This is a genomic window from Streptacidiphilus albus JL83, from assembly GCF_000744705.1.
Taxonomy (GTDB): domain Bacteria; phylum Actinomycetota; class Actinomycetes; order Streptomycetales; family Streptomycetaceae; genus Streptacidiphilus; species Streptacidiphilus albus.
Map to the genome: position 1 here is coordinate 236,722 of NZ_JQML01000001.1, position 19,863 is coordinate 256,584.

At 67.5% G+C, this 19,863-nt stretch carries 13 protein-coding genes and 3 pseudogenes; 10 read left to right on the forward strand and 6 right to left on the reverse strand.

Annotated elements, in window-relative coordinates; all coding sequences use genetic code 11:
* Positions 1–51: 51 nt before the first annotated feature.
* Positions 52–1,716 (reverse strand): glycoside hydrolase family 27 protein, encoded by a 1,665-nt coding sequence (locus BS75_RS01160; RefSeq protein WP_231607643.1) that lies wholly within the window; start codon positions 1,714–1,716, stop codon positions 52–54.
* Positions 1,717–1,991: 275 nt separating this feature from the next.
* Here BS75_RS01160 and BS75_RS01165 point away from each other — a divergent pair, with 275 nt between their 5' ends.
* A complete protein-coding gene (locus tag BS75_RS01165) occupies positions 1,992–2,495 on the forward strand; it encodes a hypothetical protein (RefSeq protein WP_034092175.1) in 504 nt (167 codons plus the stop codon).
* Here BS75_RS01165 and BS75_RS01170 read toward each other — a convergent pair.
* On the reverse strand, positions 2,474–2,947 hold the full coding sequence (locus tag BS75_RS01170; protein ID WP_034086843.1) for a flavodoxin family protein: 474 nt from the start codon (positions 2,945–2,947) through the stop codon (positions 2,474–2,476). The two genes, BS75_RS01165 and BS75_RS01170, sit on opposite strands and share 22 nt — an antisense overlap.
* A gap of 239 nt (positions 2,948–3,186) precedes the next feature.
* On the opposite strand from BS75_RS01170, the pseudogene BS75_RS43100 reads away from it, so the two are divergent.
* Positions 3,187–3,686 (forward strand): annotated as a pseudogene (locus BS75_RS43100) (transposase); the annotation flags it as partial.
* 29 nt (positions 3,687–3,715) lie between these two features.
* Here the strand turns inward: BS75_RS43100 and BS75_RS01180 are convergent.
* On the reverse strand, positions 3,716–4,876 hold the full coding sequence (locus BS75_RS01180) for an IS30 family transposase (RefSeq protein WP_034086844.1): 1,161 nt from the start codon (positions 4,874–4,876) through the stop codon (positions 3,716–3,718).
* A gap of 49 nt (positions 4,877–4,925) precedes the next feature.
* Between BS75_RS01180 and BS75_RS01185 the strand changes: the two are divergent.
* The 4 genes and pseudogenes from BS75_RS01185 to BS75_RS43850 all read left to right on the forward strand — a co-directional run.
* Positions 4,926–5,672, forward strand: a pseudogene (locus BS75_RS01185) (IS256 family transposase); the annotation flags it as partial.
* Between the two features lie 35 nt (positions 5,673–5,707).
* Complete coding sequence (locus tag BS75_RS01190; protein ID WP_152645953.1) at positions 5,708–6,178, forward strand: hypothetical protein; 471 nt, start codon at positions 5,708–5,710, stop codon at positions 6,176–6,178.
* 959 nt (positions 6,179–7,137) lie between these two features.
* Positions 7,138–7,467, forward strand: a complete 330-nt coding sequence (locus BS75_RS01195) for a CU044_2847 family protein (RefSeq protein ID WP_152645964.1) — start codon at positions 7,138–7,140, stop codon at positions 7,465–7,467.
* On the forward strand, positions 7,464–11,900 hold the full coding sequence (locus BS75_RS43850; RefSeq protein WP_052069085.1) for an nSTAND1 domain-containing NTPase: 4,437 nt from the start codon (positions 7,464–7,466) through the stop codon (positions 11,898–11,900). Before BS75_RS01195 ends, BS75_RS43850 begins: the two co-directional genes overlap by 4 nt.
* Before the next feature lie 134 nt (positions 11,901–12,034).
* On the opposite strand, the gene BS75_RS01205 is transcribed toward BS75_RS43850, so the two are convergent.
* Entirely contained in the window at positions 12,035–12,967 is a 933-nt protein-coding gene (locus tag BS75_RS01205; RefSeq protein WP_052069086.1) for an IS3 family transposase, read from the reverse strand.
* A gap of 40 nt (positions 12,968–13,007) precedes the next feature.
* Positions 13,008–13,232: pseudogene (locus tag BS75_RS52035) on the reverse strand (transposase); the annotation flags it as partial.
* Positions 13,233–13,283: 51 nt separating this feature from the next.
* Between BS75_RS52035 and BS75_RS52040 the strand changes: the two are divergent.
* From BS75_RS52040 to BS75_RS01225, 4 genes are all read left to right on the forward strand, one after another.
* Positions 13,284–13,715, forward strand: coding sequence for a DddA-like double-stranded DNA deaminase toxin (locus BS75_RS52040; protein WP_408022581.1), 432 nt, complete (start codon positions 13,284–13,286; stop codon positions 13,713–13,715).
* Between the two features lie 194 nt (positions 13,716–13,909).
* A complete protein-coding gene (locus BS75_RS45835) occupies positions 13,910–14,353 on the forward strand; it encodes a hypothetical protein (RefSeq protein ID WP_231607645.1) in 444 nt (147 codons plus the stop codon).
* A 353-nt stretch (positions 14,354–14,706) separates the two neighbouring features.
* The gene (locus tag BS75_RS01220) at positions 14,707–15,936 is read left to right on the forward strand and encodes a tyrosine-type recombinase/integrase (RefSeq protein ID WP_034086849.1); all 1,230 of its coding nucleotides are present in this window, start codon (positions 14,707–14,709) and stop codon (positions 15,934–15,936) included.
* A gap of 131 nt (positions 15,937–16,067) precedes the next feature.
* Positions 16,068–18,449 carry a tyrosine-type recombinase/integrase gene (locus tag BS75_RS01225; RefSeq protein ID WP_156164192.1) on the forward strand — a complete coding sequence of 794 codons (2,382 nt, stop codon included), beginning with the start codon at positions 16,068–16,070 and terminating at the stop codon, positions 18,447–18,449.
* Between the two features lie 17 nt (positions 18,450–18,466).
* On the opposite strand, the gene BS75_RS01230 is transcribed toward BS75_RS01225, so the two are convergent.
* On the reverse strand, positions 18,467–19,825 hold the full coding sequence (locus tag BS75_RS01230) for an ISKra4 family transposase (RefSeq protein WP_156164193.1): 1,359 nt from the start codon (positions 19,823–19,825) through the stop codon (positions 18,467–18,469).
* Between the last annotated feature and the right edge of the window lie 38 nt (positions 19,826–19,863).

Below are 19,863 nucleotides of genomic sequence, written 5' to 3' on the forward strand. Positions count from 1 at the left end.
CTAGGGTGGTGGGATCCGGGCCGGAGCGGGCCGCCCCGGCGCGGGGTGTCGCTACTGCCGGGTCCACTGCTGGTTGGCTCCGCCGTTGCAGCCGTAGACCTCGACCTGGGTGCCGTCGACGTTCCCGGACGGCAGGTTGCCCCCGGTGACATCCAGACAGAGCCCCGACTGGGTCGCGTTGGTGAGGTAGCCGGAGGAGTTCAGCGACCACTTCTGGCTCGCGCTCCCGTCGCAGGGCTGGAGCTGCACCGCCGTGCCCCAGGCGAGGCTGCCGCCCGCCGTGCCGAGGCAGTCGGCGCCCTGGTAGGCGCGCAGGTCACCGGCCGAGGTCGCGGACCACTGCTGGTTGTAGCCGCCGTTGCAGTCCCAGATCTCGATCTTCGTGCCGGGGGCGGTCTGGTTGTCGTAGGCGTCCAGGCAGCGCCCGGACGAGGCGGAGACCAGTTCCGTGGCCGGGCTGATGGTGAGCGGCTGCGGGGTGACCCGGTACATCACCGTGCCGCCGGCCGGGACGGTGGCGCTGATGCTGCCGTCCTGACTGGTCGAGGTGGTGTTCGCCCACAGGTCGTCGAGCGTGTAGCCGGGGGCCGGGGGCAGGCCCACGGCGGCCGCCGTGGTGCTGATCGTGGCGGGGGTGCCGGTCTCGTTGAACAGGGCGACCGCCACGTCGCCGTTGGCGAGGGTCCGCCGCAGCACGTCCAGGCCGTTGTCGTCGGAGACCTCGGTGCCCTGCTCGCCCAGGCTGTCCTGGTCGACGGCGATGACGCCCTTGTTGAGGTAGACGCTCAACGCCTGGGCGCTGATGGGGTCGCCCGCGGTGCCCGCGCTCTCGCCGGCCGAGCGGAAGTCGGCGCCGGAGATCAGCGGAGCGGCGAGGATCGCGGCGACGGAGAGTTCCGACTTCTCCTGGTCGTAGCTGAGGCTCGCGCCGGGCGCGGTGTCGATGTCGTTCCCGGTGGCCAGCATGTCGATGTCGTTCCAGCCGCCCGGGCCGGCGTACTGGGACAGCGAGAGGTCGTCGTGGACCAGCCGCAGCAGGCCCGCGAACGAGGCGTCCCGGTCGCCGTCGATCCGCCACATGTTGGCGACGCTGCTGCCCCACACCCACGGGGTCTCCCCCTGCGCCTGGGGCTGGAGCGACAGGCTCAGCACGATCGGGCGGCCGGTGGCGGCGAGGGCGTCGCGCATCCAGCCGTCGCGGGTCTCCAGCGGCAGCTTCTCGTCGCCGACCCGCTGGGAGGGGTCGCTGGCCTCGCAGTTGTCGTACTTGAGCAGGTCCACGCCCCAGGAGGCGAACAGGGCCGCGTCCTGCTGCTCGTGGTCCAGGCTCCCGGGGAAGCCCTGGCAGGTGTGCAGGGTCGGGCTCTCGTACAGGCCGAGCTTGAGGCCCTTGCTGTGGACGTAGGCGGCGACGGCGGCCATGCCGTCGGGGAACTTCTGCGGGTTCGCCACCAGGTTGCCGTTGGCGTCCCGCGCACTCGCCATCCAGCAGTCGTCGATGTCGACGTAGTCGTAGCCGGCCTGTTCGAGCCCGGAGGAGGCGATGAAGTCGGCGGTCTGCTCGACGAGTTGCTCGGTGACATTGCACCCGAAGGTGTTCCAGTCGTCCCAGCCCATGGGCGGGGTGCGGGCGACGCCGTTGTCCAGCGCCTGGGCGGGAGCGGCGGAGCCGAGGGTCACGCCGAGCGCGGGGACGGCGAGGGAGAGAACCAGCACGATACGCGGCAGAAACGTTCTTCGTCGGGCACGGCGAGGGGCATCGCAGGCGGTGCGTCTCATGGCTGCTCCGGTGTCGTGGACGGCAGGGGCATAGAGGTTTGCATATGTTGATTCTTGCGAATCGAGCGGTCAGGCTCGCCCAGATTCAAACAGACTGTATCCATGTGACATGTCACATGGAAAGAGGTCCGACGCCGCTGCTTTTCGACGGGCCGACGGTCACCGTCACGTCCGGACCCGGGCCGCGCCCTGCCCCTGTCATCATGGCGGGCGTGAACTCTCCCGCTGCGGCGCCCGGTGCCGACCTGGTCCAAGCCCGTTGGCGTGCCCGGGAGGCGCCCTACGGGGACTTCGTCCTGTTCTCCGACGGATCCCTGTCGGTGATGAAGCTCATCCGCTTCTCCCCCGCGGATCGGCTCCATGACCCGCGGGCCGAGCACTGGCAGTGGTGGGAGGTCCTCCGGGCCACCGCGTGGACTCCCACTGACTGGATGGACGTCGACACGACGTTCGCCTCATCCACCTGCGCCGGAAGCCGTGCCCTCGCCGGCGAGTCGTCGGACCACGGCAGCATCGGCTGGGTCGCCCTGACCCGGGACGACGACCAGCAGACCCTGGAGTGGCTCGCGGTCTCCTGCTCGTCCAATCCCTTCGCCGAAGTCGCCCTGGACGGAGCCACGGTGACCGCCACCAGCACCTCGGGCCGCGTCTGGACCTTCCCCCGGAGCGCTCCGCAACAGGTGCGGATCGATGCTCAGGACAGCGCGCCGAGCTGAGCCTGCAGCCGTTCGGCGAACGCGCGCGCGGCCGCCAGGTCGCCGGCGCCGGGCCGCGCCCTGTTGAGGCCGCCGACCAGCTTGAAGGGCAGCCAGGTGTCGAACGCCCGGCACGAGAAGGCGTCGCCCACCTCGAAGCCCTTCTGTTCGAGGAGCCGGGCGAGGGGACGGGTGAAGGGCCGGAACGGCAGTTCCGGCAGCCCGCTGGTGGCCAGGACGAACGCCCTTCGCCGCTCCCCCTCGGGCAGCGACTCGACGAAGCGGAGCAGCCGCGGGTGGAACTTGCCCGAGAAGATCCCCGAGCCGAATCCCACCAGGTCGCAGTCGGCGAGTTCGGCCGGGTCCAGCTGCTCGGGCTCGACGACCGGGGCCGACAGGACCTGGCCCATGACGTCGGCGATCCGCTTCGTGTTGCCGTGGGACACGGACGTGCACACGATGACGGCCTTCATGATCGTTCCCCTTCGGTGTCGGCTTCCCCGGTGGCTGCGGCCGCACGGCGCGGTGCGCTCACAGCCAACCGTTGGACAGGACACCGCCGCAGGATGTGACATCGCCGCACGGGCGGCTGTGCCGTGACACGGTAGTTGGAACTGGTGACGTGGGGTCTGTACGCTCAACGGTGGGACTCCCGAGACAGGGAGTGTAGTTGATGACTAATCAGGTTCTGGATGCTGAGGGGGGCTCCGAGATGCCGCAGGTGCTGGAGGGACTCGAGCTGGGGGCGCTGGACGGGCTGGTGGCCCAGGCCCGGCAGCGTGGTCTGCAGCTGACTGGGGAGGGCGGGCTGCTGCAGGAGCTGACCCGGCGGATCCTGGAGTCCGCGCTCGAGGGTGAGATGACCGACCACCTGGGCGCGGGGATGCACGAGCGCGTCGAGGAGGGTCCGCGGGAGAACCACCGCAACGGGCACCGGGCCAAGACGGTGCAGACCGAGATCGGGCCGGTCGAGATCCAAGTTCCCCGGGACCGGGCCGGCAGCTTCGAGCCGCAGCTGGTCAAGAAGCGTCAGCGGCGGCTGGGCGGGATCGACGAGATGGTGCTTCACTGTCGGCGAAGGGCCTGACGCACGGGGAGATCTCCGCGCACCTGGCCGAGGTCTACGGCGCGAGCGTGTCGAAGCAGACGATCTCCACGATCACCGACAGCGTGCTCGCGGGGATGGTGGAATGGCAGAACCGTCCGCTGGACAGCGGGCGGTTTCCATCAGTCGTTGCGAATTAGCTGGTCATGGGCCGTGTGAGGAATCCTCTCATGGCCTCGATGGGGGTCTTGTCGCCGAGGACGAGGCGGGGGCGGCGGTTGAGTTCGTCGGCTACCGCTCGCAGGTCGTGGGCACTGTGAACGGACAGGTCGGTGCCCTTGGGGAAGTACTGGCGGAGCAATCCGTTGGTGTTCTCATTGGTGCCGCGTTGCCAGGGCGAGTGGGGGTCGCAGAAGTAGATCCGGAACCCGGTCAGGGCGGAGGTGTCCTCGTGCAGTGACATCTCGCGGCCCTGGTCCCAGGTGAGGGTCTTGCGCAGTTGCTGCGGGATGGAAGCGGTCTGGGCGATCAGGGCGTTGCGGACCTGTGGGGCTTTCCAGCCGTCGGGCAGGTGGATGAGTCTGACGTAGCGGGTGGTCCATTCGACCAGGGTGCCGATGGCGGAGCCCTGATGGCATCCGATGATCAGGTCGCCTTCCCAATGTCCCGGAACCGTACGGTCGTTGACTTCGAGCGGCCGTTGATGGACCAGGGTCATATTCTTGATTTTGTTGGGTATTGGAACCCCGCGCCTGTGGGCCTTGCGCTTCTTGCGGCCGGTTCGGAGCTTGCCCTCCTTGAAGCCGAGCAGCCCGGCGTACAGGGCCCGGTAGATCGTCTCGGGGCAGGCCTGCATCGCCGGCTGTTCGGGGTAGGTGCGCGCCAGGAACCGGGAGGTCTGCTGTGGTGACCATTTCCCGGTCAGCTTCTCGCGCACGATGTCTCGCAGGTCCTCGCCGGCCCGGATCTTCTCGGCCTTCGGGCGTCGACGGTTCAGCAGCGCCTGGTTGTGCGCCCACCAGGGCTGGTAGCGGCCGTCTGGCTTGCTGTTGCGCTGGATCTCGCGGTAGATGCTCTGGAAGCTCTTGCCGATCTCGGCGGCGATCTGCTTGACTCCGCGGTCGGCGTGGAGCCCGTCGGCGATGGCGATGCGGTCGTCCTGGGTCAGGAATCGCGGGGATATCGGGGCAGGGTCATCGACGATCATGCTGCCAGCATCTATGAACCACAGGGACCCGCAGCTCGTGGACACCCCTACCTCTCGAGCGGCGGCTGCACCCTTGTACCCCAGGCGCAGCAGTTCGAAGTACCTCCTCTTGACGGCGGTCTCTACCTTGTTCGGCGCGTATCGGGGCATCGAATCGTTCTCCTGTCGAACGTTCGCAATCACCGATAGAACTCAAGGCGTGTACCCGGTCGTCTTCATCGACTGCATCCACGTCAAGATTCGGGACGGCCACGTCGCCAACCGGCCGATCTACATGGCCATCGCCGTCACCACCGAGGGCAACCGCGACATCCTGGGCTTGTGGGCCGGCGACGGCGGCGAGGGAGCCAAGCACTGGATGCAGGTCCTGACCGAGATCAAGAACCGGGGCGTGCGCGACGTCCTCATGCTGGTCTGCGACGGCCTGACCGGCCTGCCCGACGCCGTCAACGCCGTGTGGCCGGACACGATCGTGCAGACGTGCGTCGTCCACCTGCTGCGGAACAGCTTCAAGTACGCCGCCCGCCAGGACTGGGACAAGATTGCCAAGGCACTCAAGCCGATCTACACCGCCGCGACCGAGGAGGCCGCGATGGAACGGTTCCTGGAGTTCGAGCGGGACTGGGGCAGGAAGTACCCGGCGATCATCGGCCTGTGGAACCGGGCCTGGGCCGAGTTCGTGCCCTTCCTCCAGTTCGACGTCGAGATCCGCAAGATCGTCTGCACCACGAACGCGATCGAGAGCGTCAACGCCCGCATCCGCAAGGCCGTCCGCGCCCGCGGACACTTCCCCACGGACGCCGCCGCGCTCAAGTGCGTCTACCTGGCCGTCATGAGCCTGGACCCCACCGGTACCGGCCAACGCCGCTGGGTGATCCGCTGGAAGGCAGCCCTCAACGCCTTCGACATCGCCTTCGACGGCCGCCTCACCACCAACCGCCGCTAACAGAAGTCCCACCGCTCGCTGGACAGACCCGAGAGTTGAACCCGTTCAAATTCTCTGGCACCGTTGGCCCCCAGGTGATCGAATGCGCCTTGGGGAGTTGGGGGAGCGAAGTGCAGGAAGAGCTACTGGGAAATCCGCGATGGCGGATCGCACTATGGACACTGCTGGTCGAGGTCACCAGCCTCACCGCCGGCCTGGCCGTCCCAGGGTGGTTCATCCTGATCTTCTCGTCCGGCTGCTTCAGTCCAGGTCAGTCGGATCAGACCGAACCGCAGAACTTCGACCCAACACTGGTCATCGGCGGGGTGGCCCTGGCCTGTGTCGCCGTGATCAGCGCGGTGATGGCCCTGAAGCTCCTCTTCGCGAGCGAACGCGGCGACGCCAAGCGCGTCCGCTGGCTGCAATGCCAGCTATCGGTGCAACTGGCGCTGATCCTCACCATCGCCGCTCTGATGACGGCACTCCATGACCCCCACCGAATCGACCAGTGCTACCCCACTCACTGACAAAGCCGTCAAACTTCGCTGTCAATCAGTGAAACCTCGCTGTCAACGGACACCCGCCGTTACACCCAGCGGGTGACGCGGGGTCAGCTTCAGTAGTCTTCGCGCCGCCCTGTCCGGGCGGCCCGTTCGCGTTCTTCCCGCTCGGCCCGCTCGATCAGCATTCCACGCAACGGCTCGGAGACGGCGGAGAACCGCGCTTCCAGCGCTGCCCTGGACGCTGCCCGGCTCGGCTGCCGCGCCAGCGGGCGGGGCGCTGGACCGGCTCCGGCTGCCCGGCTCCGGCGCTGGGCCGAGGGGTGGGCATCGGCGGGGTCGGGTTCTGGCTGCTGGGCGTTGCGCCGGTTGACTTCGGCGAGCAGCTGCTGCAGGTCGGTCCGGGCTTGTAGGGTCCGTACGCTGCCCGGTGGCGTCCGCGGCTGCCGTTCGACCGGCGGGACGGGGGGCTGGGTGGCGCTGTGCCGGGTCTTCCAGGCGGTGTGCAGCTTGCTCGGCCCAGTCGGCGACTTGGCGGGCCAGGACGAGCGGTGTCCTGGGTCCTCTGGGCGAGGAAAGCGGCGGCGGCGTCCTGGTATGCCTGCCGGAGGGCGGCCTGCTCATCGGCCTCGGCCTGGGCCGGGGCGTTCCACCTGCTTTGAAGACGAGTTCGTTCATCTCCGTGCGGGAGCGGTCGCTCAGGTCGCCGGTCATTGCTCCGGTGACTGGGCACGCCCGTTGAGCTGGGCACGGTTGACCAGGCAGTCCCTGGGCGTATCGTCGTTCCATCGAGGCACGCCGCCGGTCGTGGACGTGTAATCAAGCGGGTCGTTCGTGGGCGTTGGGGTGGTGCCGGTGGCCCGATCGCGGTTGAATGCCAACTCTTGAGCATGCACATGTCCCGGTGCTGCGGGGCCAGACTCCAGGGGGATCCAGTGAAGTACCTTGTAGAGCTGCCGATAGGCGGTCCAGTTGGTCCGCCTGTGATGGTGGGCGTGGAGATCGAGCAGGCCACCGAGGGCCTCGTCGAGGTGTCGAGGCCCGGCCAGGCGGTCGCACGGGCCACCCGGTCGCTCGGGGAGATGCTCGCCAGCATACGCCCAGTGGCGGAGAGCTTCCTCGACGGCTTCACCGGTATGGCCAATCCGCCCGACGAGATCGGCCTCGAGTTCGGGCTCTCGCTCTCAGCCGACGCGAACCTGGTCGTCGCCACCACCGCGACACAGGCCAATTTCAAGATCACCCTCGCATGGCGCGGGTTGCCGACCCCAGAACCGGAAGCCGGGTCTGTCCGGGCGCCCGAGGGGACGCTATGACGCAGCACGCCCCCCACCTGGAGGGTGCTGGTCCTGAGACCCTGAAGCCCGCCATTCTGCGGATCTACGCGGAAAGGCCCGGCGCAAACGGGGAGAAGACGTCCGCGGGCGTCGGATTCCTCGTCGACGACCAGTTCGCGCTGACGTGCGCGCACGTGGTGTACCAGGCACTCGGTCTGACAGCAGGCGCCCCGAAGCCCGAAGGAGCGGTCATCACAGTAGACCTGCCGCTACTGACGACCGCGTTCGGGAACGGAGCGGTCCTCACCGCGAGTGTCGAAGAGTTGATGCCGCGTCAGCCCACAGGCTCGGGCGACGTGGCGGTGCTCCGGCTGAGCGCGCCTGTACCTGGGGCGCGGCCGGTACGGCTCGTCGAGGCCCACGGAGTCTGGAACCACCGGGCAGGTGCCTTCGGACTGCCGGGCGCGCGTCCGGACGGCGTTTGGCACAGCGGTCTGCTCAAGGCACCGCAGGCCGCCGGATGGATCCAGATGAACCTCGACCCGGCATCAGGCGGCTACGCCGTCTCCCAGGGCTTCAGTGGCGGGCCGGTCTGGGACGAGACGCTGGGCTGCGTGGTCGGCATGATGGCGATCGCCGAAACCGGCGCTCCGGCGGTCAGTTACCTGATCCCCACCGAGCGCCTGGCCGCTGCGTGGCCGCGGTTGCGCGACCTGATTCTGCCCCCGTCCCCCTTCAGGTCCCTCAAGCCGTTCGAGGAATCCGACCAGGTGATCTTCCACGGTCGGCAGGAGGACTCCGAGCGCATCGCAGCGGCAGTCGGCCGACGCGGCTGGACAACGCTGATCGGCCCCACGGGCAGCGGGAAATCTTCCTTGGTCCGTGCTGGGGTTGTTCCTTTGCGGCGCACGGCGGGCGAGATTCCGGTCGTCGTCCGCCCCTCGCACGGCAGCAGTCCCCTACGTGCCCTGGCTGCCGAACTCGTGCCGCTGGTAGCGGGTACCGACAGGCAGGGGCCGCTCTCGGCCGCCGACGACCTCGCCGACCGGCTCGCCCGAGAGGGCCTGCACAACATCGTGCCGCTCATTGTCGGCCAAAACAGCGCCTCGCGGCTGCTGGTGGTGATCGACCAGTTCGAAGAACTGCTCGATCACCACCAAGGCGACATCCTTGCGCTGGTGGCACTGTTTTCCGGCGACAGACGCCCTGCAGCTGTCCGTGTACTGGCCACGCTGCGGGCCGACTTCGTGGAGCCGGTGCTCAGCCATCAGGTTCTCGGGCCCCTGGTCAGCCAGACGTTCGAGGGCCTGATGCCGATGAGCCGCGACCAGTTACGCCAAGCGATCACCCAGCCGGTCGAGACCGTACCGGGCGTCTACTTCGAGCCGCAGCTCGACGGGCAGATCCTCAAGGACACCGGCACCGACCCTGGCGTCCTGCCACTACTGGGCTTCACTCTCGACCTGCTGTGGGGCCACCAGGAGAACGGCATGCTCACCTTCCAGGCCTACCACGCGCTCGGGGGTGTCGCCGGCGCACTGGCCACATACGCCGACAGAGCTTGGGCGGACGTCCCGGACGCGGACAGGGCCGCCGCCCAGCGCCTGCTGCCGCGACTGGTGCGCGTCCCCATCGGGTCCGAAGCTCCCACACGCCGCGTCGTACCGCGCACGGAGCTCAGCGACGACGAGTGGCGCGTCGCCCAGCTCCTGGCCGCCGCCAGACTGCTCGTCATCCGCACCAGAACCGATACCGACCGCGAGAACGCCTCATGTTTAGACGCCGAGTCCGTCGAACTCGCCCATGAAGTGCTCCTCATCGCCTGGCCGATGCTCGCGCAGCAGGTCGCCGCCGACAACGCCTTCCTCACCTGGCACGAATCCCTGCGCCACGACGTCAGCCGGTGGGAGAAGGCGCAGCGCCCTGCCGACCTGCTGCCCACCAGGATCGCGCTCTCCAGTGCCCGTCCGTGGTACCCCGACCGCGCCGACGAACTGAGTCCCGCCGAGCGCCAATACCTGGACCGCGGGCACACTCACGTCCGCACCCGCGCCCGCGCCCGACGAGCAGTAATCGCCTTCGTGTGCGCGCTGGCCCTTGCCGTCGGCGCCACCGCACTGATCGCAAACCAGAATCGTCTGCAGGCCGCCCGCAGCGCCGCCATCACCCGCTCGAACACGCTTGCCGTCGATGCGGCCGCGCTCACACCCACCGATCCCGGGCTCGCCGCGCAACTCGCGGTAGCCGCCTACCGCACTTCGCCGACGCAGGCTGCCGCCGATCAGCTCTACGCCTCCCTTGACACGCCTCTGGACCGGCTCATCGCCACCACCGGCAGCGGCGTGCTAAGGATCGCGGCCCAATCCGATGGCCCGCTCGCGGCGGCGGTGGAGGACGATGGGTCCCTGCGTCTCTGGAACACGGCCGACCCGTCCCATCCGGTGCTGGACGCGTCCGTGCGCTCGTCCGCCGCAGCACTCGCGCTCGCCCCGCGCCTCGACCTGATGGCCGCCGCGTGCACAGGTGGAAAGCGCCTATGCCTGTGGAAGTTGACCAACCCCCATCAGCCCGAGATCACAGCGCAGCTACCGCTCCCCCCGAGCCTGACGGGAGCCAGGATTCAATACACCTCCATGGCTTTCAGCTCGGACGGGAGCCTGCTCGCCGCGGCGACCGAGCAGGGCTACACCCTCGTTTGGTCGGTGGCCGACCCGGCGCATCCGCGCGGAGCTGTCGAGATACCGAACCCGACGTCAGAGCAGGGCGTCATCGCCGGCGTCGCCTTCTCACCCCACGGCCCCCTCCTGGCACAAACGATCCAGGGCGGCACGACCCAACTGTGGAAATTCTCCCCGACCGAAGCAGTGAGAACAGCCACGATCTCCACGGGATACCAATCCGTGGCCTTCAGCCCCAACGGCGACATGCTGGCCGCCGCCGACGTGAACCCCGGACTCTGGAACATCAGCGACCCGGCCCACCCCGCGTCGATCTCCGTCACCACCGCAGTAGCCCCCGCGGACTTGCAGAGCGTCGCCTTCAGTCCCGACGGCAGCACCCTCGCCTACGGCGGGCAGGACACCAACGATCCCAAGGGCGCGCTGTGCCTAGTCGATCTGTCCCCGGCGAACCTCGCGCTGAATGCCGTGTCCACCTGCACGGACACCGGCTTCGACACCTTCGCCCTGGCATATACGACAAGCGGCGCCATCCTCACCGGCGGGCTGGACGGCGTGGTCCGCCTGTGGCGGCAGCCCCTGCCTGAAGTCCCCGACCTGTCGATCACCGGCAGCAGCACATGGGCCCTGAGCCCAGACAACCGACTCCTCGCAGCACCATTACGCGCCAGCAGTTTTTCCGGCACCGACTCACAGGTCGGCGTCTGGGACATATCTGCCCCCGACGGTCCGGTACTGGACGCCACGTTGAGTCTGTCGGCCGGGGTTCAAGATGTCTCGTTCCTCAGCACCAGCGGCCTGCTGACCGTGGCGCACGACGGCACAGTCCAGCTCTGGAATCTTCACGACCCACACCACCCGGTCAAGGCCGCCTCGCTGGGGACCGTCGACTTCCCAGTTGTTCCCAAGGCCTTGGACGGAGCCGACTATATCCTCGGCCCCGGGGTCACTGCCGTGGGAAACCTGGTCGCGATACAGGGCAGCGGCCGACTCCGACTCTGGAGCGTCACCAGCACGCTCACCGCCACCAAGCTCGGCGCGATCCCCATCCCCGACCCATCCAGCGACATCGCGGGCCTCGCCGACACCAACACCGTCAGCGTCATCACCGCAAACGGAATAACGTGGTGGGACATCAGTGATCCGGGTCACCCCACACAGGCCGGCAGTTCGGACGTGGAAAGAGCCGCCGAAGGAAGTCTCGCAAGCGGCACCGGCATCCTCGCCGCCACCACCGGCGTGTCAACGAGCGGCGACAAGCTGGTGGTCTTCGCACTGCCGAGAGGCCACCTGACACACACCAGCCGCCTGCCCCAGGCCGTTGGATCCACCCTCAACATGAGCAGCGACGGCACAAGGCTGGCAATCTCAGGACCAGCCAACGAGACCTTGACCCTCTGGGACGTCCACGATCCCTCCCACCCTCACTCGGTTGGCGCGGTGGGCGCGCTGCAGGACACGGCCGGCGTGACCTTCAGCCAGGACGACCAGCTGATGGCCGACTGGAACAGAGCCTCCATTCAGATATGGGGAACCCTCGGCTCTGCCGCCCCGAGCCTCCTGAGCAGCATCACGATCCCCGCAAACCAAGCCGGCGGAGCGGAAGTATCGGCCTCCTTCCTGTCAGGACACCCGACCATCGCGGTTGCCACCAGCGGCTCGGTGATGTTCTTCGACACCGCACCCACGAACCTCGCCGACCGGTTGTGCACGTACACGGGAGACACGATGACGACCGGCCAGTGGGCGCAATACGCACCCGGCATCCCCTACCGGAATCCCTGCCCACAATGATCACAATGCGATCATGGCCCCCGAGACCATCTCGAAGGGCCCTGGAGCGACGAGAACTTCGGGCAGTGGTACCCCCACGACCGCAAGCCTGGCCTGCCGCCCGCTGGAGGCCGACCGATTTCGAAGACAGTCTTCTATGCTGCTAGTGCTGCGCTAAATGTAGACCTGCTCTCGAATTCATAGGGCGATAGGTAGCCAAGTTCCCGCTGAATCTTGCTTCTATTGTAGTAGGACTCGACATATTCAAATATGGCGGTTTTGACCTGCTTGATTGTTGCCCATACATGCAGGTGAATGAGTTCCTTCTTGAGGGTTGCGTTGAAGGACTCGGCCGCAGCGTTGTCGAAGCAGATCCCCGTCTTTCCTACCGAAGGGATGACCCCGTTGTCAAGGCAGTGGTCGCGAAATCTACTGCCGGTGTACTGGCTGCCACGATCCGTGTGCATCACGGCTTCTCCGTGGCCTGGCCGGCGGTTGCGGATGGCCATATCGAGCGCCTGGACCACCATGTCTTCACGCATATTGTCAGCGATGGACCAGCCGATGAGCTTGCGCGAGTATCCGTCGATCACCGTGGCCATATAGGCCCAGCCCTCTGCGGTATGAATATATGTGATGTCCCCGTACCATATTTGGTCTTTCTTTTCCGGGACGAAGTTGCGCTCGACGAGATCCACCAGGCCCCGTCGGTTCGCGGGGTCCTGGAGGGTGGTGGCCCTGTAGGGCCTGGGGTGGACGCAGGCCAGTCCAGCAGCCCTGGCCAGGCGCCGGACACGCTTGGGCGACACGCGCTCGCCCTGGCGGGCCAGCTGGGCGTGTATCCGATCGATTCCATACCTTCCCTTATTCGTTTTGTCGATGGCGATGATGAGTCGCGTGAGCTCGACATCGCGCCGCGCGTGCCGGGACTCCTCCCTGCCGATCCACGCATAGAAGCCGGCTCGAGATACATGCAGCATCTGGCACATGAAGTTGATGGGATACCTGAAGCGGCGCGGCTTGCCAGCCTGCTCGTCTCTGACTTGCAGGATAAAGGCGAACTTTATTGATTCTGGCTCGCAAACCACGCCGCTGCTTTTTTAGAAAATCCCGCTCCATTCGGAGCTTTCGGTTTTCCTCTTCGAGTTCCTTCATATGGACGCGCTCATCGATAGTAAGCGGCTTGTCTTTGATGCTTCCGCTCCTCTTTGCGGCATTTACCCAGCTCCCGAGGGTTCCCTCGTTCAGGCCGAGGTCCCGGGCGATCTCAGCCACGGGCCGGCCGGAGCTCACTACAAGCTCTACGGCCTCTGCCTTGTATTCCGGAGCGTACTTCTTCCGCTTTGAAACCATCGTGCACTTCCCACTTGACACTGCGATGAACTACTTCCAGTGTCCACGAAAGTGGTCGGGGTCCAGTCCAGAGCGAGACCGCCACGAGCAACACCTCGCCAGAGCCGGGGGCCCACTACTGGGGTCCTGTTGGACCCGGACGGAAAGGTTCTCCAGGGGCCAACAACCAGCGGGGGAACCGATGACAATGTAGAGGAGGCGAACAAGCTCCTTAAAGACCCGAGGAGCGGCATGCAGCGCATCAATCCGAAGGCTCCGTACTACCCTTCGAGTCAGCATCCAGAAACGCGGTTTGCGATCTGGATGCGCAACTCCGGAGCACTGAATGGCAGTGCCGTCATTAACAATGATTACGTATGTGGCCCTCCGCTTGGATGCCAGCCGGCAGTGGAGGCCATACTCCCCCCGGGGTCAAAGTTGACTATCTATTTCGATGGCGGCTCAATTCCGCTATATGGGAAATCACAAATACCACTACCGTAGTGACTTGCTGCCGTCTTCCTTTGCGGCGCGCGACACCACGCGTGTACACTGTGTGCCGAATCCGGGTGAATAGCCTGGCAAGATGGAATGGATGCCTTGACGATATGGGTAACGCAGGGTCCATCTTTGATGGGCAAGAGCATACGAAATGGTCGTACGAACCGTTCGTAAAGGTGGGACCGCTTCGCTTTGGGATGACCCACGAGGAGGTCGCATCAGAGCTAGGTGAACCATTGGCAGCCTGCACATACCGTGAAGGAATTGCCCAGAATGCCTATTTCGGCGGCATCCAACCCAAGGTATTCGCATATTATGGAGACTCGGGCCAACTGGCCTGCGTAGCAATTGATGCGCGCCTCGGTCCACAAGTTGATCTCAATGGACTGCAGCTGGTCGGGCGCGTTCCGTCTCAGATCGAGGACGATTTCATTGACTACGCGGTAGCACATGGGGTACATCAAGTTTCAATGTCGCAGGAAGGAGATCCGGGGGCGGATGAATTTGGGATTGTTCTGCGCGCCCAGCGCGCCGGAGATATGCTTCTTTCGCGGCCAGTATTTGTTGCACGTGAATGGTCGGTCTCTGTATGTGACATTCAAACCGGATTTGTCCCGGATGCTGAATGGCGGGTCCGCTGACCTGGCGGGCAAGATCTCATAACGGGATCTTGAAGTCTCTCGCCGGTCAGCCCTAACCGGTATGGGTGTAGCTCGGATGCGGTGAGGTCGCTTTGTTAGACGGCGAGTTGGAATCGGTGCTGGTCGGCGTGGGGATGGACACGTTCGATCTCTCGCGTGCGGTGGAACCGCCAGTACTCGTCGAAGTCGCCGTTGCTGATGATCGCTCGCAGGGTGAGGACGGCTTCGGCGCCGGGGACGCTCCACCGTGATCCTGTGATCGCCAGGCGGTCGGTGACTGTTGACTGAACTACCACTCCAATCTTCGCAGTTCACAGCATGGGGGTGTGTTGTTGTGGCTACCGTCTGGACGCATGTCTGAGGCGCGTGAAGGCTCCGGTGAGGTCGCGGCATTGGTGGTGCCGCCGGTGGGGGCGGTGGTGGAGACCGCCGATCCTTGGGAGCCGTACCAGCTGCTGGATGCTTCCGGGGCGGCGGTCGGCCCGGTCGCGGAGTACTTGAAGGACTTGCAGGCGATCGGGCGGCCGGCGACGACGCAGCGCTCGTATGCGCTGGCGTTGCTGAGGTGGTTCCGGTTCCTGTGGGCGGTCGAGGTGCCCTGGCAGCAGGCCACCAGGGTGGAGGCGAGGGACTTCAGCAGGTGGCTGCAGGTGGCCGAGAAGCCGAAGAGGGACGGCGCGATCCCGCGGGGACGCGTGAACCCGGTGACCGGCAAGAGCGGTCCCGGGCGCCAGTACGCGCCGCGGACGCGGGCACACAGCGAGACGGTGCTCCGCAGCTTCTACGCCTTCCATCTGGAGATGGGGAGCGGTCCGCTGGTCAACCCGTTCCCGCTGGTCAGAGGCAGAGACGGGGAACGAGCGGGGGCTCACCGGACTCCGACGGCCCCGGTGCGGTTCGACCGCAGCGGTCTCTACCGCCCGAAGATCTCCCAGCAGGCCCCGCGGCGGATCCCGGACGACCGGTTCGACGAGCTGTTCTCCCGGCTGCCTTCGCACCGGGACCGGGCGCTGGTGGCGTTGTGGGTGTCGACGGGGGCCCGGGCGTCGGAGCTGCTGGGGGTGCGGGGCGGGGAAGTGGACCCGGGCCAGCAGCTGGTGACCGTGGTGCGCAAGGGCAGCCGGGCTCTGCAAGCGCTTCCCACGTCCCCGGACGCGCTGGTGTGGTTGCGCCTCTACCAGGCGCAGATGGACGGGCTCATCGAGACAGGGGTGGATGCTCCGTTGTGGTGGACGTTGCGCCGCCCGTTCCGGCCGCTGTCCTATCCGGCGGCATATCGGATGTTCCAGCGGGTCAACGCCATGATCGGAGCGAACTGGAGCCTTCATGATCTTCGGCATACCGCGGCCTACCGGATGGCGAGGGACCCGGGGATGCCGCTGACCGATGTTCAATGGGTCCTGGGACACGCCCAGTTGACCACCACGCAGCTCTATCTCTCTCCTGTTCCGGAGGACGTGATCGCTTCGGTGCTGGCACACCACCGCCGGGCAGCCGACCGCGCCGCCGCGCCGCCGGCGCCGACCGCCCCCGGCTACCGGAGCGAGTCACTCGACGTCCTCTTCGGTCGGGGACCGGCGTGACGAGCAGGGCGCCGGCACCGCTCGGCACGCCAGTCATCGCCCCGCCGCCGGAGCGATCGCCCCGGGGCCGGGATTCGCAGGATCTGCGTCGCCGGTTCCCGCCACGACCGTCACCGACGTGCTGGCCGGCCATGTCCTGGAGTCGCGCGATGGTGCTGTCCCGGCTGGCCGCCCCGCCGCTGACGGTGGGCACGCCCTCGAACCAGCGGCGCCGACGACGTGCCGCCGTCCTGTTCCTGGACTGGCTGGAGCAACACCCCGGCGGGAACTGGCAGGAACGCTGGCAGTCCAGCGGAATCGCCGATGACCCGCGCGCCGACTGGCGCACGGCTGCGGCACAGTGGCTCCAGGACCGCGGACGCACCGGCACGATCGGGCACGAGGGACTCGCCGCCGCGCTCACCTCCGGCCTGGGCCAGCTCATCTACGCCGACGTCCTACGCCCACCGATGGCCTGGCTCGTGACCAGCCCGATCCGGTTCCCCCTGGGCCGGGAGATCCCTCGCCTGCGCGATCCGCGCGGCTTCGCCGCGCTCGCCGTGCAGGCCACCGCGGCAGGGCTGAGTTTCGACCAGCGCCGCCACGCTGCCGAGCAGGTCTCCGTGATTCTGACCGCCAAGGGCGGCACCATCGCCGATATCGCCGTCGGGGACTGCTTGGAGCTGATCGAACTGCGCGACCAGCGCAAGGCCGAAGGCGCCGGCCATCCGGGATGGGGTTTCTACCAACTCCTTTACGCGCTCGGACACTTCCCGCCCGACGCGCCGACCACCCTGCGCATGCTCGACCGCCGCTTCGGCCACCAGCTCAGCGTCGAGGAACTCGTGGACCAGTACGCACCGGCCTGCCGACCGGTGCGTGACCTGCTGGTCGCCTACCTCGCCGAGCACCGCCCCCGCCTGGACTACGCCACGCTCAAGCAACTCGCCTACCACCTGGTGAAACTCTTCTGGAAAGACCTGGAGAACCACCACCCCGGGATCGACTCCCTGCGGCTGCCGCCGGACGTCGCCACCGCCTGGAAGAGCCGCACCTCCAGGAAGACCGTCACCGTCCGCACCGCCGACGGCCGCCGGGTGGAGACGACCGAGCCCCGCACCGACGCCGCCTCCTTGCTGGTCACGGTCCGCGCGTTCTACCTCGACCTGTCCCACTGGGCCAGCGAGGAACCCGAGCGCTGGGCCGCCTGGGCGGTCCCATGCCCGATCCGCCGCACCGACATCGGCGCCACCAAGGACGCCGCCCGCCGCAAGTCGCGGATGGACCAACGCACCCGCGAGCGCCTGCCCCACCTGCCCTCCCTGCGACGCCACGTCGACGACGCCCGCCTCCAGGCGGCCGCCCTGCTCAAAGCAGCCGACCGGACACCACCCGGCGAGATGATCGATCACCCCACCATCGTGCTGCGACGAGCCCGGATCGCCACCGGCACCTCCCGCACCTGGGCCGAGGACCCCGCCACCGGCACACGCCGCGATCTCACGCGCGAGGACGACACCGCGTTCTGGACCTGGGCCGCAGTGGAAGTCCTGCACGCCACCGGGATCCGCATCGAGGAGCTCACCGAACTGTCCCACCACAGCCTGGTCCAATACCGGCTGCCCTCCACCGGCGAACTCGTGCCGCTGCTGCACGTCGCCCCGTCCAAGAACGACCTCGAACGGCTGCTTGTGATCTCACCCGAGCTCGCCGACGTCCTGGCCGCGATCATCCACCGCATCCGCGACGAGGTCGGCGCCGTCCCGATCGTCGTCCCCTACGACGTCCACGAGCACGAGTTCACCCCGGCCATGCCCGTCCTCTTCCAGCACCGCCACGGCGCCGACGCCCGCCCCATCAGCGCGACGACCCTTCGCCGCTGGATCACCGACGCGGCCAACAGCATGGGCGTGACGGATGCCTCGGGCGCGCTGCTGGACTTCAAGCCCCACGATTTCCGCAGGATCTTCGCCACCGAAGCGATCATGAACGGGATGCCGCCCCACATCTGCCAGCTGATCATGGGTCACGCGAACATCAACACGACCATGGGCTACAAGGCCGTCTACCCCGAGGAGGCCATCACCGGCCACCGGGCCTACCTCGCCCGCCGCCGTGACCTGCGGCCCTCCACCGAATACCGGTCCCCTACGGATGAGGAGTGGGAGGAATTCCTCGGTCATTTCGAGCACCGGAAAGTCTCCCTGGGCAGCTGCGGGCGAGCCTACGGCACCGGCTGCATCCACGAGCACGCCTGCATCCGCTGCCCACTTCTGCGGACCGACCCCGCCCAGCTGCCCCGGCTCATCGAGATCCGCGACAACCTCCTCGCCCGGATCGACGAAGCCCGCGAACACGGCTGGCTCGGCGAGGTCGACGGCCTCAACGTCAGCCTCTCCGCCGCCAACAACAAGATCGCCCAACTCCAAGAGTCAGCACACCGGACCACCGACCTCGGCATGCCCCGCTTCCACGACGTCGCCCCGCACACCATCACCCCGAACACCGGCCCGCACCCCGATCCCGGCACCTGAAACGGCCACGCGCTGGTTCAGATAACGATGAGGTGCCGGCAGGCTCCCTCGACGGCTCCGCTGGCGATGGGCCAGCCTTCGGCGAGGGCGGTGTCGTAGCCGAGGTAGTCCTTCTTGCTCTCCAGGTACCGGCAGGCGGCATCGGCGGCCGAGCGCTGGTCCTTCGTCAGGTTCCGCTGGTCGGCCTGGGTCCCGATCGCGGTGACGACGTCGCCGGCGCGGCCGTTCAGCAGGGCGGCTGCGTGGGTGGCGACCCAGGTCTCGGCCGCGGGGTCGGTGGCGGTGTGGAAGCAGCGGGACGCCGCCCACAGCTTCTCGAGCACGTGGACGATGTCGAGGACGATGTGGACGCTCACGCCGCGCCGGGCGGCTTCGGCGTGGATGAGGTCGAGTTGGTGGCAGGCGCCGTCCACCAGGACGATCCAGGGGCGGGCGTGCAGGGGGTCGCGGGATTCGGCCTGGTCGAAGGCGGCAGCCACGACGTCGGCGGCGTCCTGCGCGAGGGAGGCGGTCAACCATTTCCTGCTCGCCTTGGGTCCCGGGCGCGGGACACGCTGTCCGGTGCGGCCGCCGGGCGGGGCGATCACATCGTGCGGGCGGCGCACCGATGGTGCCGCGTCGTAGACCACGGCGACGGTGGCCATGCGTTTGCGGTTCGCCTTCTCGCCGCCGGCCAGGCGGGTGCGGAAGGTGTGCCGGGCCTTCTCGGCGGCCTTGCGGGTGTGCTCGCGCAGGTCCTCGGGCCGCATCACGACCCCTTTCCCGTCCACGGAGAGCACCAGCAGCACCCCGGGGGCCGCGGGTTCGGGCAGGCGGGAGGTGCAGAACGCGGCGGTGTCCACGGCGGCGGCCCGGACCAGGGCTTCGAGCTGGCGTTTCCCGCAGACCTGGCCGCAGGTGCGGGTGACGGCCTCCAGGGCTTGGTCGAAGGAGCCGCGCACCGCCTCGATGACGGCCAGTTTGCGCAGGCCCAGGCTGCAGCGCTCCCCGGGTAGTGCGAGGGCGGCGTCGGCCGGGTGCAGCGCGGTGCGTCCCGGGGCGCGCAGCGCGCACCGGGTCACCGTGACCGTGCCGACGACGGTCGCCAGCAGGCGCCGGTGTCCGGTCTCCAGGCGGCTGTGCCCCTCGAAGACGTCGGCGCGCCGGGCGGGGGCGAGCGCGCCAAGGGTCGCGGCTTCCCGCTGTTCACGCAGGTCGAGGAAGCCCTGCAGGAGCAGGCGCTGCATCTCCCGGCCGCGGGTCGCGATCATCTCCTCCAGGGTGTCGTGGCAGGCGGTGAGTGATTCGGGCCTGGTGAGGTCGGCGATGAGGGAAGTGAAGGAAGAAAACGCGGCTGCAAACGGGTCAGCCGACGCGCCGGGGTCATAGTGTTCCATCGGGCTCTCGCTTCCGGCGGATTCATGGACGTCGCACT

Coding starts and splice junctions, on each gene's coding strand:
- BS75_RS01225 (WP_156164192.1), top strand. CDS start 16,068: ATGTCCTGGAGTCGCGCGATGGTGCTGTCCCGGCTGGCCGCCCCGCCG.
- BS75_RS01180 (WP_034086844.1), bottom strand. CDS start 4,876: ATGCCCCGATACGCGCCGAACAAGGTAGAGACCGCCGTCAAGAGGAGG.
- BS75_RS01195 (WP_152645964.1), top strand. CDS start 7,138: ATGGTGGGCGTGGAGATCGAGCAGGCCACCGAGGGCCTCGTCGAGGTG.
- BS75_RS01220 (WP_034086849.1), top strand. CDS start 14,707: ATGTCTGAGGCGCGTGAAGGCTCCGGTGAGGTCGCGGCATTGGTGGTG.
- BS75_RS43850 (WP_052069085.1), top strand. CDS start 7,464: ATGACGCAGCACGCCCCCCACCTGGAGGGTGCTGGTCCTGAGACCCTG.
- BS75_RS45835 (WP_231607645.1), top strand. CDS start 13,910: ATGACCCACGAGGAGGTCGCATCAGAGCTAGGTGAACCATTGGCAGCC.
- BS75_RS01230 (WP_156164193.1), bottom strand. CDS start 19,825: ATGGAACACTATGACCCCGGCGCGTCGGCTGACCCGTTTGCAGCCGCG.
- BS75_RS01170 (WP_034086843.1), bottom strand. CDS start 2,947: ATGAAGGCCGTCATCGTGTGCACGTCCGTGTCCCACGGCAACACGAAG.